This window comes from Oceanobacillus sojae (assembly GCF_007991515.1).
Taxonomy (GTDB): domain Bacteria; phylum Bacillota; class Bacilli; order Bacillales; family Amphibacillaceae; genus Oceanobacillus; species Oceanobacillus sojae.
Map to the genome: position 1 here is coordinate 87,483 of NZ_BJYM01000015.1, position 16,263 is coordinate 103,745.

18 protein-coding genes are annotated in these 16,263 nt (G+C 35.3%); all 18 read right to left on the bottom strand.

Annotated features, from left to right (window positions below; all coding sequences use genetic code 11):
* Positions 1–314 precede the first annotated feature (314 nt).
* The gene (locus OSO01_RS17010) at positions 315–623 is read right to left on the bottom strand and encodes a hypothetical protein (protein ID WP_147211640.1); all 309 of its coding nucleotides are present in this window, start codon (positions 621–623) and stop codon (positions 315–317) included.
* Positions 624–693: 70 nt separating this feature from the next.
* On the bottom strand, positions 694–1,398 hold the full coding sequence (locus tag OSO01_RS17015) for a hypothetical protein (protein ID WP_147211641.1): 705 nt from the start codon (positions 1,396–1,398) through the stop codon (positions 694–696).
* A gap of 11 nt (positions 1,399–1,409) precedes the next feature.
* Positions 1,410–2,243, bottom strand: a complete 834-nt coding sequence (locus OSO01_RS17020; RefSeq protein ID WP_147211642.1) for an ABC transporter ATP-binding protein — start codon at positions 2,241–2,243, stop codon at positions 1,410–1,412.
* 81 nt (positions 2,244–2,324) lie between these two features.
* On the bottom strand, positions 2,325–3,047 hold the full coding sequence (gene uppS / locus OSO01_RS17025; RefSeq protein ID WP_147211643.1) for a polyprenyl diphosphate synthase: 723 nt from the start codon (positions 3,045–3,047) through the stop codon (positions 2,325–2,327).
* 63 nt (positions 3,048–3,110) lie between these two features.
* Entirely contained in the window at positions 3,111–3,863 is a 753-nt protein-coding gene (locus tag OSO01_RS17030; RefSeq protein WP_147211644.1) for a phosphotransferase family protein, read from the bottom strand.
* A 150-nt stretch (positions 3,864–4,013) separates the two neighbouring features.
* Positions 4,014–4,343: a helix-turn-helix domain-containing protein gene (locus OSO01_RS17035; protein WP_147211645.1), complete on the bottom strand. Its 330-nt coding sequence runs from the start codon at positions 4,341–4,343 to the stop codon at positions 4,014–4,016.
* A gap of 304 nt (positions 4,344–4,647) precedes the next feature.
* Positions 4,648–4,830 carry an anti-repressor SinI family protein gene (locus OSO01_RS17040; RefSeq protein WP_186813690.1) on the bottom strand — a complete coding sequence of 61 codons (183 nt, stop codon included), beginning with the start codon at positions 4,828–4,830 and terminating at the stop codon, positions 4,648–4,650.
* Between the two features lie 272 nt (positions 4,831–5,102).
* Positions 5,103–5,711, bottom strand: coding sequence for a TetR/AcrR family transcriptional regulator (locus OSO01_RS17045; RefSeq protein WP_371863308.1), 609 nt, complete (start codon positions 5,709–5,711; stop codon positions 5,103–5,105).
* 532 nt (positions 5,712–6,243) lie between these two features.
* Positions 6,244–7,239, bottom strand: a complete 996-nt coding sequence (locus OSO01_RS17050; RefSeq protein WP_147211647.1) for a metallophosphoesterase — start codon at positions 7,237–7,239, stop codon at positions 6,244–6,246.
* 32 nt (positions 7,240–7,271) lie between these two features.
* Positions 7,272–9,065: an ABC transporter ATP-binding protein gene (locus tag OSO01_RS17055; protein ID WP_147211648.1), complete on the bottom strand. Its 1,794-nt coding sequence runs from the start codon at positions 9,063–9,065 to the stop codon at positions 7,272–7,274.
* A 12-nt stretch (positions 9,066–9,077) separates the two neighbouring features.
* A complete protein-coding gene (locus OSO01_RS17060) occupies positions 9,078–10,250 on the bottom strand; it encodes a nucleotidyltransferase domain-containing protein (RefSeq protein ID WP_147211649.1) in 1,173 nt (390 codons plus the stop codon).
* Positions 10,251–10,255: 5 nt separating this feature from the next.
* Entirely contained in the window at positions 10,256–10,714 is a 459-nt protein-coding gene (locus OSO01_RS17065) for a lasso peptide biosynthesis B2 protein (RefSeq protein ID WP_147211650.1), read from the bottom strand.
* A 15-nt stretch (positions 10,715–10,729) separates the two neighbouring features.
* The gene (locus tag OSO01_RS17070) at positions 10,730–11,020 is read right to left on the bottom strand and encodes a lasso peptide biosynthesis PqqD family chaperone (protein ID WP_147211651.1); all 291 of its coding nucleotides are present in this window, start codon (positions 11,018–11,020) and stop codon (positions 10,730–10,732) included.
* Positions 11,021–11,037: 17 nt separating this feature from the next.
* Positions 11,038–12,000 carry a phosphoenolpyruvate carboxykinase (ATP) gene (locus OSO01_RS17075; RefSeq protein ID WP_147211652.1) on the bottom strand — a complete coding sequence of 321 codons (963 nt, stop codon included), beginning with the start codon at positions 11,998–12,000 and terminating at the stop codon, positions 11,038–11,040.
* 216 nt (positions 12,001–12,216) lie between these two features.
* Positions 12,217–12,360 (bottom strand): paeninodin family lasso peptide, encoded by a 144-nt coding sequence (locus OSO01_RS17080; RefSeq protein WP_147211653.1) that lies wholly within the window; start codon positions 12,358–12,360, stop codon positions 12,217–12,219.
* Complete coding sequence (locus OSO01_RS17085; RefSeq protein WP_147211654.1) at positions 12,314–14,299, bottom strand: asparagine synthase-related protein; 1,986 nt, start codon at positions 14,297–14,299, stop codon at positions 12,314–12,316. Before OSO01_RS17085 ends, OSO01_RS17080 begins: the two co-directional genes overlap by 47 nt.
* A gap of 263 nt (positions 14,300–14,562) precedes the next feature.
* Entirely contained in the window at positions 14,563–15,267 is a 705-nt protein-coding gene (locus OSO01_RS17090; RefSeq protein ID WP_503826206.1) for a hypothetical protein, read from the bottom strand.
* The gene (locus OSO01_RS17095; protein ID WP_186813691.1) at positions 15,264–16,229 is read right to left on the bottom strand and encodes a PIG-L deacetylase family protein; all 966 of its coding nucleotides are present in this window, start codon (positions 16,227–16,229) and stop codon (positions 15,264–15,266) included. The genes OSO01_RS17090 and OSO01_RS17095 overlap by 4 nt, the downstream gene beginning before the upstream one ends.
* Positions 16,230–16,263 lie beyond the last annotated feature (34 nt).

Genomic DNA, 16,263 nt, shown 5'->3' on the forward strand with positions numbered 1-16,263 from the left:
ATAAAAAAAGTACCTCGAAAGGTACTTTTTATTCAATATATTCCAGAATAATTCTTAAACAAAAGCTTGTTCTTCGTTTTTTAATAACAGTTCCTTTTAGCTGATTAATATATACAGAAAAAAGAATTTGTATTAAAACAATACTACATTTTGCGGGAATTTTTGGTGAGATAAATAATCACAAATGTTTCCTGTAAGGCGAGTAATCGCAAAAGTACTTCGATGGGGCAAGTAATCGCAGCTCCAGCCCAACCTACCGAAAGATATCATAAATAGTTCATTAATCATCATATAGCTGCTTTTTGCGCGCCCTCTTATAAAACACCTTTTGTTACTCTTGCTAATACTTTGTTAAGCAAACCTAAACAACAAAATAGTACGGCAACTACAATTACAAAAAATATGGCAGAACGGAGAAAAGTAAATGGGATAAAGCTGACAAGCCAGTTTCCAACATAATAAATAAGTACAAATACAATCGCAACTGTTACCAAATACGAAATAAGCACGCCGAATACTTGAACATAATTAAGTTTTGAATACGTTTCTTTAAGTTCTTTTCTGTTTTTCCAAAAATTAAAAACTAATAAAACAGTACACAAAACAGAAAGTACACCAGCCAAGAATCTCCACCTCTATTTCTATGTTGTAAATCTTCTGCTGCTTATCAAACTATTCTAATAGCATCATTTATTACCGTCTTCTATTTGCCAATATTAGAAACAACAGCAGAATAATTCCAGCATAAATCATAATCCATAAAAATGGAAGATAGGATATACCGGACAAACTTTCTCCCTTCCATTGAATCAGTGGCCGTTGTGTAATTGTTGCTGGGGGTAAAAGCCAGACAATGTATTTAAACGATGCAGGTAAAATATTCTCAATACCGGGTGCAGCAATAGACAAAATAATAGTCAGCACTAAACCTCCATAAGCGTTGATAGCACTTTCCATCATCATCTTACTAAAAAATCCGGCAACACCAATTCCCAGAACAGCTAAGAGAAGATGATTTACAAAGGATATGAAACCAACGGCAGGAGATACAGAATCAGAAAACATATTAAAAATAATGGGATAGAGAAATGCAAATACAGTTAACAGAGCGGCAATCAGTGCAACAGTCAACAATTTTGCCAGATAATACCGATAGCTGCTTCCCAAATGCAAAATCATCAGCTGTCTTTGTACAGGTGAATCCAGGGATAGAACACTCAAACACAGCCAGGCGGAAATCACAAATAAAAATAATGCCGTAATCGCATAACTATCAATAATTGGATTTGGCTTGTATGTATAAAACACCAGGATTAACACAAAAAAAGTGGAAATTGGCGGAAAATATTTATGGGAACGTACATAGTCATGCAAACTATATTGAATTACATCTTTCAAAAAATCTCTCCTTAGTTATTAACATCTGTGCTGTTAACAGATTCGATACTTCCTCCAGATTTAAGAACTCTCATTAAAATTTGATTACTATTTTTAGAGCTTACATATAGTAATAATCTATCTTCTCTTTTTTCACTATATAATACTTCCTTCCATTCCTCTACATCGCTATCTATGAAGCCTTTTGTCTCAATCAGCTTCATACCTTGTTTTTCCGTCAGCATTTCTTCTGCCAGGCGGCCATCTCTTATGTAATAGGTTTGATCCACAATCCCCTCAAATATAGAAGCTTCATGATAGGTCAACAATACCGTTGTCTTCTGCTCCTTCAATTCGCTGATGATAGAAAGTAATTCCTGCTGCGCTGATATATCCAATCCAGATAACGGCTCATCCAGAATTAATAGTTCCGGCTGCTGAAGAATTGCTTGAATAATCCCGACTTTTTGGATATTCCCCTTGGATAACTCATTAATTCTTCGATTACTCCATTTATCTAATTGAAAACGACGCAATAATAATGAAATACGCTGTTCCAGAATAGCTTCTGGGATACCATTTATCTTTCCGATATAGTGCAAATACTCATCCGGTGTAAAACGGAGATATTTGGGAAACCTTTCCGGTACATAACCAGTCCGCATGTTCTTAAAAGCATATAAAATCTTCCCTGAATCCGGCCGTTCTATCCCTGCTGCAATCCGTAAAAAGGTGCTTTTACCGCTTCCATTCTCCCCCAGTATGGCAATAACCTGTTTTTCTTTTATGTGAAGGGAAACATCATATAAAACTTTCTTCTTTCCATATTTCTTGTTAATATTTTTTAGTTCTGCAAGCTGCTTCATGCAATACTCCTTGTTGTGTCATTTCATCATATCTCTGTATAACACTTGGAAAATATATTTTCATATACTAACGGAAGCTGGTTATACTTTTTGCTTCATCAAATAGCTGTTATAATCCTGAAAAGCCACAGCCAGATTTTCAACCTTAAAATCCGGCCAGAATGTTTTATCCGCCCATAAATAGGCATTATGTATCTGCCAAAGCAGGAAATTACTAATTCTGCGTTCTCCGGCAGTACGAATCAAAATATCAATATCAGACTGCTCCTGTGTATCTAAATAATGATTAAAATTTTCTACATTAAGCGACTGAATGATTGTATTATCTTCTTGTGACGCATCGTTAATTCTTTTTATAGCCCGAATAATTTCAGACCTTGCTCCATAATTTAGAGCTATATTACAAACCATACCATCATTATCTTTGGTCAACAAAATAGTTTTGTTTATTTCCTCTATTAATTTTTCCGGTAATCCATTCAAATCACCAATATGAAGGAAACGTATATTATTTTCTATCGCTTCCTGTCTCCACTCAAGCAAAAATTTCACAAATAACTGCATTAAATAATTTATTTCTTTGATTGGGCGCTTCCAATTTTCAGTGGAAAATCCATAGAGAGATAAATATTTTACGCCTGCTTTCTTACATTCAATAGTCATCTCCTTCACAGTATTCACACCTGCAAGATGACCGGCACTGCGCGGCAATCCCCGTTTTTTTGCCCATCGTCCATTTCCATCACAAATCATTGCTACATGCTTTGGTATATAGTCCAAATTCGTCCAATAATCTGTATTCATTGATCCGCATCTCCTTAAGTAAAACATTTATACATCTTTTTAAGCAAAATTATTTTATTTCCATTATAAACGATAGCTGTTAATAATTTCTATCCATTGGGCTGTATTCTCTGTTGACACTTGTTCTGATAACCTCGCTCCGGCAATTATTGGGGTCCACCGCAAAATCTCCTCTTTGGACAATCCGCTCTTCTCACAGTAAATCTGAAGATAGCTGTCAGCCAATTCAGTAAAATGCTGACTATATAAAAGATATGTCCTGCATACATCGGCCCGGATGTCTCCGGCACTGGAGTCAACCCAGTCAATGATATACATCTTTCCGTCTGCTGAAATCAAATTAAACAGATGAAAATCTCCGTGACAAAGTCTGTTTTCAAAAGTCATCGTGTCCAGTCTTCGCAATAGATCGTTTTTATATTTTTCTGTTAAACTGACAGCCGCCTTAATCTGCCGGCAAAGCTTATCATACATTAACTCCGAAGCATCTAAATTGGAAATCACCCGATGTATCTTTTGCTGGATATCCACGGAAACAGCCAGGTAATATTCTGCTTGTTCTTTATTACTTAAATACAAGTCTCCTAGAGTGCTTCCTTTAATATATTCCATCATAATAGCTTGTTTCCCCTGAAACTCACTAACATCGAAGACCTTCGGAACAGGAAGACCTGCTGAATTGGCAAACCTTTGTTTCCCCGCTTCCATCTCAGCTTCTGTATCAGGCAAATAATCATTGAAAACCTTTACAATTTTATTGTTATGAAGATATATTTCAGCAGTATTCCCTTTTGCTATTAGAGCATTTGTACTCATTTCTTTCTTCTCCCTTGCCGATTCTTTTATCGTTCAGTTTCTATGTTTGATGCAGGTCATTTCATCAAGATATCACGTTGTTGTTTTATTAAAATTTAAGTCCATATGATCAAAAAAACCGTAAAGCACGTTGCTAAACGGTTAGGTGACTTATTTATCTTGTTCTCGCCGCCATTTATTAAATTCCAGATATTCTTTAAATTGTTCTTTTGAAACTCCGGATTCCATTGCTTCTTTTACAATTTTCATCCACTCACTATCTAACTCCGTTTCAACTACCGTATTATTATCATTTATTAAATCGTTTACAGAAACATCCAACACTTGACTGATTTTCTCGATAAACTGGATGGAAGGGTTTGATTGAAGGTTTCGCTCAATTGAGCTTAAATAGGATTTCGCTACTCCTGCTTTTTCAGCAAGCTCAGAAAGTGACATCCTCTTTTCTTTTCGCAATTGTTTTATTTTTTCACCAATCAAGTTTTTCACCTCTTTCTCTGCGAATTATATCATAACTTTGGTGAAGAGTTCTATTATTATTTTGAGGATGTATAGAAAGTTAATTCTTAGTGAGGATTTAAGTATAATTATGGTATTTTACGCCTTCATAATTAGAAATAAAAGTATAATAATTAGACTGGAGAGAAATCAATTGTATATTTAAATTGTAATTTTACAAGAAAATGCACCTTGCAAATTGATATTCAATATTGCTTAGGTATCTTTATTTTACCACATTTTGCTAAAGGTGCATTTTTTAAAAGCTCTATAAATAAAATCCAAATCAAACGTTAGATTTTTCTCTTATATGATTCAGAAATTTGCGGACTTCCTCAAGTGACAGGCCTAATTTTTTTGCTTCTTTTATTAATGTAATCCATTCTCGATCAAATACAACATTTTCAATTTTCTTTTTCACAACCCCGCCCCCATCATTAATATAGATAATATGGTTACTACCAGTCATTCATGCTGCTTAAAGATTTTTCTACTTATCAAACAGGGTAAAAATATTAAAAATAATTAAAATGAAATATTCCGAAATTTTATTTTGAGTTATTATCACAAAGGCAACAAAGATATGAATGGTAGTTGCCACCCATATTAATGACTAATTTCAATTATTAATGAAATGATGAAGCATACGTCAAATGAATCTAACATTTCACCTCCCTTCTTCAAATTGATTAACATACCAGTTGATTTATTTTTAGAACAATGTGTCTGTAAATTTTAATTCTATTTATATCCCCTTATCATGCCATATAACAAGAATTGGACAATTTCCTTAGCAAGTGCTTCCGGTTCTTTTAATCCCGTAAATAATTGCGTTTTTGTCAGATGCTCTATCATACCTACCAGACTTTCCGAAACAAACTTCATATCAAGGTGAAGATGAAAATAGCCGATTTCTTGCTCATAAAGAAGGTTATCTTTTATTTGATTTGCCATTTTTTCTTTGATCTCATCAGCTTCTGCCGACATATAAAAACCAATGATTGTTAAGTACATATTTTCTGCAAAAAATTTTAAAATAGCACTTAATCCTTCTGCAATACGATCTTCTAAAGAATGTTCATCAATTCCAGGACTAAGCCTGCTTTTTGTTGTCAAATCGGTTAGCTTAATTCGAAATGAATCAAGTATTTCCTGGAAAATTGCCTGCTTACTTTGAAAATATAAATAAAAACTTGGCTGTGTTAGACCAGCTTTTTCAACGATTGTGCTTACCTTTGTTTCATGATAACCATTATTGGCAAATTCCTCTTTAGCAATAGTAAGAAATAATTCCCTGCTTTTTGTTCCATCTGCTCCTTTTTTTCTTCCTCTTTGATTCAAGAAAAACACCTGCTTCAGTCAATATTAAATATATTACTCATTAGTAATATTATTCATTAGTATTATAATAGAATGAAATTTATATAGTCAAGGGATAATGATCACAAAAAGCTTTTCATCCCTGTCATTACAAGTCTACAATTTTTTTAACAGATAACATAAAATAATAAGTGATATTGATAACTATATTTCCTCCACTCTTTTTGTTTTAAAAGGCGGAATAGAAACTCCCCAAGATTACCTATAAACATAAATACACAAGCCTATTTTACTATATATTTAGCGCGAATCGCTTGACTTGTTTTGTCTTTAGCACACTAGTTTTGTCATATAAGAAAATTCAAATTATGACATGTTTTTCACTTATTCAAACGACTTTTTGTGAAGTAAATGACTATAACCACAGCCCCATTCATCAAATTGGGCTTCATTTTACTATAAATCTGCATTATTCATTGAAACAGAATCTGTGAATAATAAAGAATAAAATCAAAAAGTAAGTCGAATTTCCAGCTGAATTTTTTACAATTAAATCCTTGCTTTATTGCCTATTAGCTGTCCCTTTCAAGATAACAAGATTAATTTCAGGAGTATTAAACAACCGGAATTTCATAAAAGATACCGCACCGCTGCTACCGAGACCTGCACTAACATATTGCTTGGTGTCAGCGTATTCCCATAACCCTTTTATACGATCTTGCGGTGGAAATAAGCTGTTTGGTTCATACCAGGGCTCTGGAATGAAGGGAGCACCAATAAAAGGTAAACGAATCTGTCCCCCATGATAATGTCCTGCCATAATCAAATCATAATCTGTCCATTTTAAATCAGGATTAGCTTGAATATGGTCGATTCGAATATCAGGAATCGGATAATGGTTCAATGCAATAAGAATGTCCGATTCACTTCGGTTATCGAGCACTGTTAACTCTTCCCACAGCTCTTCCTGTTGCAGAAGATAGCTTTCTTCATTAATGTAGTCCGGCTTTAAAATTCCTTGTACGCTTCCCATATATTGCGGATCTTTTAAGATAGATAATTCAAAATGAACAAAATGAACATTTTTCCCATTGGTCGAAATCGAGTGGATAGACTCTAATAAATGAACACCTCGTTTTTCCATTCCTTGGGTGAAATCACTCTTTTCTACTTTTCTTCCAACCTGATAATTTGCCGGATCTGTATTCCCTGGTACATATAATGCATTTTCTTTATTATCAATTCCTTCAATTAATGTGTAAAAGCTGTCGTAGTTGGTGCTTTCTACGTCATCAAGCATATCGCCTGTAAAAACAATGACGTCATAGGCTATTGAATTGATTGATTCTATCAGTTTTTTCTGGTTTTCACCAAATTGCTTTTCATGCAGATCACTAACCTGAAGAATACGAAATCCTTCCAGCTGCTTCGGTAGATGGTCAATTATGATTTCCTGTCTTGTGATGATAAACCGATTATTGTCCCAAATAGTATATATAAGAATTACAAGAAATATTAAAAATACGGACAGAAGAATCCTTTTTCTTATTTTTCTCACAGTTTATCGCTCTCCAATATATGGGCTCTCTCTTATCTCATTGCTTCTATCTGATTACTCAAAAGATGACTGAACATACTTTTCTTCTCTTTAGAAAGCTCGATAAAGCCTCCCTGTTGAATAATCTTTCCTTCTTCCAGTACAACGACCTGATCGGCATTTCGAATCGTTGATAGACGATGTGCAATAACGATAATCGTCATCTTACCTTTCAGCCTTTCCAGTGCAGCCTGAATTTTGGACTCATTCGCTGTATCTAAAGCGCTGGTTGCTTCATCTAAAACAAGAATGGATGGTTTTCTTAATATAGCCCGTGCTAATACGAGACGCTGTCGTTCACCGCCAGATAACTTAATTCCTCGATCACCAATAATGGTATCTAGTCCATCAGGAAGTTTCTTTACAAAATCTATAGCCGACGAGAATTCCAAGGCTTCCCATAGTTCTTCCTCTGTCACATTTGTTTTTACTATTTCCAGGTTTTCTCTAATACTTGTATTGAAAAGAAATGGCTCCTGTGGTACATAGCTGATAGATTTTCTCCAGGCTGAGATATTATCGTACGAAAGCGAAACGCCATCAATTAGAATTTTTCCATTCTCCGGCTGGTTCAGTCCCAATAACAAATCAATTAATGTGCTTTTTCCTGCTCCAGAGCGCCCTACAAATGCTGTCATTTTATTGGGCGGGATAACCAGATTAATATTGGTTAAAGCACAATCAGCATTTTCATTATAGCGAAAATAGATTTGATCACATTGAATAGCTTTTTTCATTTTAATTGAGGTATTTTTTAAACTTTCATCCGTATTAAACTCTTTGGCATTTCTACATTCATCCTGTAAAGTAATTACTGCTCTGAAAGAAGGAATTGTTGCTGCGATTTGTTCCATCGATGACTGGATTCCTGCAACTCCCGGCCACAGCCGTGAAAATATAATGATAATCAGCAGAAGCTGTGCAGCCTGTGCATGAAACATCATTATTGCAAAATAGATAAAAACAGCGATTAAAATAGCAGAAGCCATTTTATAATATAATTGTGATGTTGATTTTAATTTTATATACTCCACTTGTTCATTTTCCATTTCTTTTGTGATTAGCCCAAACCAGTCTAATCTTGATTTTTCCAATGTATTACTTTTGATATCTTTTATCCCATTCATATGATCAGTAATCCCGCTGATATATTCCTTAGATAATTCATAATTCCTGTTTCCTAAAGTCAATGACCTTTTTAGAAATTTACGGTTAAAAAGAATAAGAACAGATCCACATAGGAGTACAAATGTTGTAATTACAGGAGAAAGAATAAATGCCAGCCCTATCTGAATAAAAGTGAAGACAATAGATGATATAAATTGTAATACTGAATATACACCTACACTGGAACGTGCAATTTCTGATGTTAAAATATTAATAAAATCGGACTTTCTATTTCTAATGAAAACCTGCCAGTTAGAATACAGTAACAATTTATATGTTTCCACACGCATATATCTTAAAAATCCCTGCTGTAACCTGTTGTTTTTCACATTAAGCTGTCGCTTTACAATATTTTGTCCAACGGCAATCATGATAAAAATGGCTAATATAATCGGCAGACCAGCAGCTGCTGGAATATCTGCCATAAAATCAAATATACTTAATATCGGTATTCTTACTGCTCCCATATCAACAATGCCGCTCATACTGATCAATGGGACAAGTAATAGAATCGCTGCACTATCTAGTAAACCGATGCCGGCCATTGCAAATAAATTAATATAGACGATCTTCCCCGAATAACGATAGATTTGCTTCAAAAAATATATAATGGATTTCATCTCTATGTCTCCTTATGATAATACATGCTTCTTTCTTTTTCGCCATACCCAGAGAAATGGACGAAGCGGAAAATAGAGAAAATGGAGCGTTTTTGGTAACGGTAAGGTTTTCATATCATCCGGATATGGATACAGCAAACTTAAAGTAAAAAGAATCCTCTGCTCCGTCGACATTAAGCCCGTTAAATACTTTTTATGATACTTCACTACATTTTCAGGTAATGGTAACGTATATATATTAATCATGGATTCCAAATAAAAAATTGATTTTGCTGCTAGTCTTTTCGAACGGCTGTTCACTAAATATTGCTGCATCTCATTAGAAAGCTTTCTATTAAATAATTCAGACACAAGTATCATACCTTGTCCTCCCACCTGAAGATAACCAAAGCGTTTTAGCCGATTATATATCCTGTTCCAGTTTAATTCTTTATCCATTAATTGATGAATATCAAATAACCATCGTAAGCGCGACCATCCATGCTGTGCCCCATGCATATTAAGATATAAATAGAGATCCTCATTGCTTAGCATATAGACCTCATTACCCGGAATTGTGCTCTGCTTTCTTCTTTCCCATAATTCATTAAAATTCGGCTCTTTCGCCGGACCGGTATTCAATCTCCAATGAATTTCTATCGTGATTTTCTTTTGCGGATGATAATAGTTAACATGACGATGTCTCCACTTCCATTCATTTAATTCTTTATTTATTTCATATTCCTTTTCATAGCCTTGAGCTAATAGCAGATGCTCCGCCTCATCAAGTTTTTCTATCGGAATAAGAACATCCAGATCCCTGGACGTACGAAGGGAGATATCACCGTACAACGCTTGAGCAAGTACTGGCCCTTTTAAAAAAAGAAGCCGAATGTGATTGTCTGAAAACAGCTTACTGATCTTTTGCATCTCTGAGCCTAAGAAAAGCATTTTCATTGTATTTCTTCTATAAAGCCAGGAAAACCTTTCTAAAACGAAGGGAGGAACAATACCTTCCTTTACCTTTTTCAATTTCGGATAAAGTACCGGATAAATACGGTGATGAATTGCCAAATCAATGAAAGTTTCCCAATTAATATCTGTGAAAGTTTCCCATTCTTCCAGATGATTATTCCTTAATAATTCGATCATTAGCTGTAATTCTTCAGGTATATTACGAAGGTCCAATTGATGTCTATTTTCCATTTATTTCACCTTTTATCCTTTGTATCTATTTTCTTTGCAAACTTGCTGACAACCGTAAACCGTTCTGCTCCTTCTAATCCCGTTACAAAGAATGGACCACTGCGCAACCATGCATGAGCAATTAATTTTCCATCCTCATCTTTTGCTATTCCTAAGTAAAGTGTACTTTCTATGTCCCGCTTTTCTAACATTTTCAATGCAGCTATGCCCTTGACAAGACACTCACTCTCCCAAAATGTATACTTGCTCATAATATGGATAGCCTGCGATATCCCCATCAATGTCTTTTTATATTCTGGGTTTAAATCTGTTGAGGTTTCTTTCATTTTTTCCCCTAATGAAGGTGCTATTTTCGAAAAGGACATTGCTTTAATAAGACGGGCAAAAGCAAGATAAATATATGCTTCAAATAGAAGGTGCCTCATTTTCTTATTTAAAGATAGAAATAATATCATCCTTCTCATCCCGCTCCCCCTTTTTTAAGCAAACTCTATTTTTACCAAACCTTCTTCTGATAAACGGTCTATAAATCTGAGTACCTGCTCCCTGCATTCATGCTCTCCCACATCATATTCCTTAACTAATGATTGAATCAGGTCTTGTATAGAAATAGGCTTTTTCATACAATCCCAAATCACTCCACCTGTTTCACCAAGATTGTAGTACTTTCCATTTTCAATACTTAACATGACCTTTTCCCCGTCCATATCGCTGACAATAAGTCCCTCTAATTGACTTACAATATCACTGTTTGAAATCGTTTTATTCATATTACTATCTCTCCCTTTCAATAGATTGTTGCTGCTTTTTCATTATTTACATTCCTATCCTTCGCAATTAAGCTTAAAATGTTATCTACTAATTCATTGACTGTGAATCGGGAGACAGGACGTATGATTCGATAAAAATCAAGGTTGTTCGCCAGATTAGCAGAAAATGCGAAGTGCCAATCCATTAATCCGGAACGATTTATCATAAAATTACGGTAGGTATTATGAAACAGGACAGGGAAACGTGCTAATTTTTGGATGGATACTATTTCAATATCATTTTGATTAGCTTTGCTTAAAACAAAAATTCCGGCTAAAGGTATTGATCTATCAACAAAATGGTCATTAACCGGTATATTAAATTTTGTTTCTCTATTATAGATTGGTTTAAATTGATCTGATTCTATGCCAAATCGATCTAAGCTCTCCTGCCATAACTTTTGCTGTGGATATGAAGGTATAGCGAGCGGAATATTATCTTCAGATAGTGTCACCGCCATGATATCGTCTGTCAGTAAATGAAAGCCGCGGCTTAAAAATGCGGAAGCAAGCGTTGATTTCCCTGCACCAGAATCGCCCACAATAGCATAGGCTTTTCCATTTATGACAATGCAACTTCCATGTATCGGCATTATTTTTCTTTGCATGAGCAGAACACCTAAACATGTTCCAAGCAAGTAAAGCCTGATTTGATTATTGTTTGAACCCTCAATCGGTGAGACTGAAATAGCTCTTCCATCTTCAATCATATAAATGGCCGCACCTGGAACTTTAATCATACAAAGTTTCTTTTTTATGTAGTAATAAGCATCTGGTTCGGCAAGCTTTGACCATAAGGAAGATAAATTGGTTTCTATTATAGTTAAATCAGCTTCATCAAAATTCTTGCGACTGACAGGTATTAATTCTGGTAATGGGAAATCACTTAAAATATTTAATCCAAATGCTTTATAGGAATGAATTTTTGGGATTTCAAACATCTATTAATCACCCTCTTTTTATAATAAACAGACTATTTCAGACAAGTGGAGTACATGAACTAAGAAAAAATGAGCCCTTATACAAACGGGACGGTATAAGGGCAATAATCTACCGACTTCAACTATTCGAAGAGCACTGCGATTCAGGTTTAAGTATCTATCTTTGGTTGAAGACCATATTGATCTTGTAAAATTCTCTCATTTGGAATGTGCAGCTTAACTTATGTCTTCTCCCGGATTAGGATCCGGTTTGTTATATCTGCCAATAAAAAATCCATCCCAGGAATCGCCTTTAAAGCTTGCCATTGTCTCTTTAATATCCAATAATTCCAATTTGGGCTCTTTCCATTGCTTTTTCATTTGTATCACCTCCTTCAAGGTAAAATGTTTTCAGAAATCGATAAACGATGATACTGCGCATTAGCATCCTCAGCTCAGGCTTAAAAGCAAGATCACCCTTTGGCTTTTCCATAGCAGATGACAGGGCATTTCTAATAGAATCTGTATTCAAATATTGTGCTGTATCCTTGTCTTTTAACAGCTCTTTCACCTCATTAATAAAGTCTGTCCAGCAGGGTATCATGCGGTGAAGCCAATCTGCTGCCTGGACACCGTACTTTGTCTGGTTTAACCGCACTTTATCAGGCAAATATCCTTTTGTTGCATTTCTGATTAATGCCCGATCCATTCCGTTATTAATAAATTGTTCTAACGGCAGGGACATACAATAATTAATCACCCGGATATCATTTGTCGGATCACGCATTAGTGTCCCATATTGCAGGGATAGCTTTGAAAATGCTATTCCATTTGAATTCCATATAAATTCATTATCAATAAGATAGTTTCTTTGATTTAAAATGTTGAGATCAGTAAGTCCATCTGCTCCCATTCCATATCTCTGAAGTTTTTCAAACACATTCATTTTATTAGCAAAATCAGGATTCACAAGCATTGGAAAAGAATTATCATCTTCCCTGTTTAAAAACGGAAATGCCTGTTTACTTATAAGTGATAACAGCTTTTTTCTGCCTATCCCGATGTTTCTGCTATAAGGCTTAAGCTCACGGGCAAAATGAAACCACTTCATTCTCTTTAATAAGTGTCCATAATATTCCATTGCCGGTCCCCAGGATATTGTAAAATTCCCTCTGGCACCGCTTAACAAAACTCCGACATTATCCTTGGCTGCCTGTTCAAAAATCCCCTTCATCCAGAATGAATTCTCAAAGAATTTATAAGGCGATTCGATAATTTCCAGCCATTCATCCATATCATTGTATGGATTCTTACTTTCCAGGCTTAAATAATGATCTTCAATATTCCCTACATAATCAATCGTAGCATGGATGTATGGACGTTCATCCGGGTAATAGTTTCCTGGTGTATAGTCAATAAAATCTGCTGCCGGGATTGAGCTGTAGGTATGTAATTTTTTGTTCTGGCTTTGTAATGTTTTTGCAGCAAAACTGACAACGGAGCCTGAATCAAGTCCGCCGCTCAGATGTGAACCAACAGATTTAAATGTCCGCAATCTCGAGTCAACTGCTTTCTGAAATACATCACGGAAACCCTCTACATATTCATCCCCTTTCTTGAATCTGATTTTGTCGTTAAATGACAGCACCTGAAATTTAGAAAGCTTCACCTTTCCTTCTATCACAGTAATCGTATGTGATGGGGGGACTTGCAGGATATTTCTAATAACCGTTTTTGATACATCAATTGCATCTATAAATGTCGAAATCGCTAAATATTCAGCCAGCCATTCCTCATTTAATTGTCTGTTAACATATGGCAGCTTTAACAGTGGCTCCATGGTTGTACAAAATGCAAAGCGCTGGTCATCAGAGAAATAGTAGAGTGACCTTGAACCGGAAAAATCTCTCGCTCCAAACAGCTTTTGGTTTTTTTCATCCCAAATCATAAAAGCAAAGTCGCCAACCAAATATTTTGAAGACTCCTCGCCCCATTTCGCGTAAGCAATCAATATTAATTGGCTATCCGGCATTCCTTTTCTTTCTTCACGCTGAACTCCTAATTTATCAAATAATTCTTCCCGATTATCGATGATTGCGTCTGATGTAATTGCCAGTTGTCTTGTCTTATCATAAAAAGGAAGCTGTTCATTAATTGATTCAGATGTAATCCACTGCGCATGGCAACCTAAAAGTACATTTTTCTTGCTCCATATTTGTATATCATCAGCCGGAAACTTCCTTAATGCCAGCATCATCTGCCGCCCAAATTGATGCGGAACAGCACTATTCACGTGATAAATTCCAGCAATTGCACTCATCATATCTTCTCCAATATATAGGATTAACTTATTGTTCTTATTAAAGAACAATAAAATTTTAAAAAAAACTAAATTCCACTTTTGAATTAAAGCAGTTTATTTAGTTAGTCATTTAAAAAGGGATAATAAATTTTCGTTCTATATAAAGAACATATACTATTTTACATAATAATTCAATACTTATTTCTAATTTTTTGATAATTAGTTACCTCTAATAGACTTCTTCCTAATAAAGTCCTGTAAAAATGAAGTAGAGGGAATACTCATCTATTGATAAAGTGACTGTATTTTTTTACCTTAACGAGTCCATCACAAACAGAGATAGTATGTGACGGGGGAACTTGTATTATATTTTTATAAATTGTTGACGAAGGATTAATAGAATCACTCCCATCCGGGCTGCCCAGGAAGAAGTCTGCAATCCAAACTTCATTGAAGCTCTTATCTACAAATGGCAATAATAGCAGCGGCTGTATTAATGTGCAAAAGGCAAAATGCTTTTGGTCATGAAAGTAATAAATGGGTCTGGTGCCCGAATAATCTCTCGCGCCAAAAAGTTTTTGTTCTTTACCATCCCAAATCATAAAAGCAAAATCACCAACTAAATATCTCGGTAATTCTTCTCCCCATTTTTGATAGGCAAGTAAGATTAACTCGCTGTCCCGCAGACTTGCTCTCTTGAGACGATTAATTTCTAAGCTGTCAAATAGTTCATTACGATTAGCTACTTCTGTATCTGCAGTAATTGCCAGTAATCTCGCGTTATAACAATTAGGTAAATCTTCTTCAACCGACTCGCAGATCATCCGCGTAGAGTGACAACCGAGAAAAATATTTTTCTGCTGCCATAGCACAGCATCATCTACAAGGAATTTTTGTAATTCCTTCATCATTATATATATATGATTTCCTTGTACCGATTCATTATTAAACTGATAGATTCCAACGATAGCGCCCAGAGAAATCACCTCCCATTCATCAATTTTTTCATTTTAGTTTTTGATTGATAAAGCTTGCCGTGAACAGAGGACTCATTAATTTGTAAATGATTTATAAACCTAAAGAACTGGGTAATTAATGGCCGGATGTTTGCTTCCTGGAAATTGGAGTACGCTAATAATTCTTTTTCTAAATCATCCAAGTCCGCTTTCCGGATGGCTTCTCCCATTAAATAATATTTAGCAACATCCTGAGATTTATGACATGCCAGCATTTGCTTTTTTAGCTTGTACTGAGCATCTGAGAGCTTCATTAGAGTTTCTTCTGTCTCCGTTGATTTACAATTTCTAAAACGAATATCCTCCGTACCAAGAGGCTGCAGCTGATTATATTCCGCCCACTCATAAACATTAGAAAAGTCCAGCTTCTTACAAACTGATTTTACAACATAGCTTGTTATGTCATGATCATTGTGTCCACCCTCCATACAGTGAACATATACTTTTTTAGGCTGATATTTTTCCATTAAAAAAAGAACATCCTTCGCTATTTCATTTAAGTAGCGATGTGTTCCTGCATCGGGAAATCCAAGACAATACACATTTTCTTCTGGGATATTTAATAATGATAGCCCCTGTAAACCCTCTCTATATCTTTCCTCCGCTTTATCCTTTGAAAACGCCTCAGGCATCCGCCAGCTTTCACCAATTAACCCGGAACCATTGGTCACATACGTTACGACAGTGTTCTCTCTCTTTTTCTGATGACTATATAAAATTGAAGACAAACCCAAAACCTCATCATCCGGATGCGCAGCAAAAACAAGTATATCTGCTTCCTGTTTTATATTATCCTGGAATTCTCTTCCCAGCATTTTTTTGGGATATCTGTACAGTCCCCGTGTGTATTCGATAAGCTTAATCATTCTTTCTTCGCCAATGGTCCGCTTCATTCCCTGAAAAACCAGGCTCTTCAACCTAACAGCAGCCAAAATAATCTTCATCCTCTCTCTAATCTTTATTGAT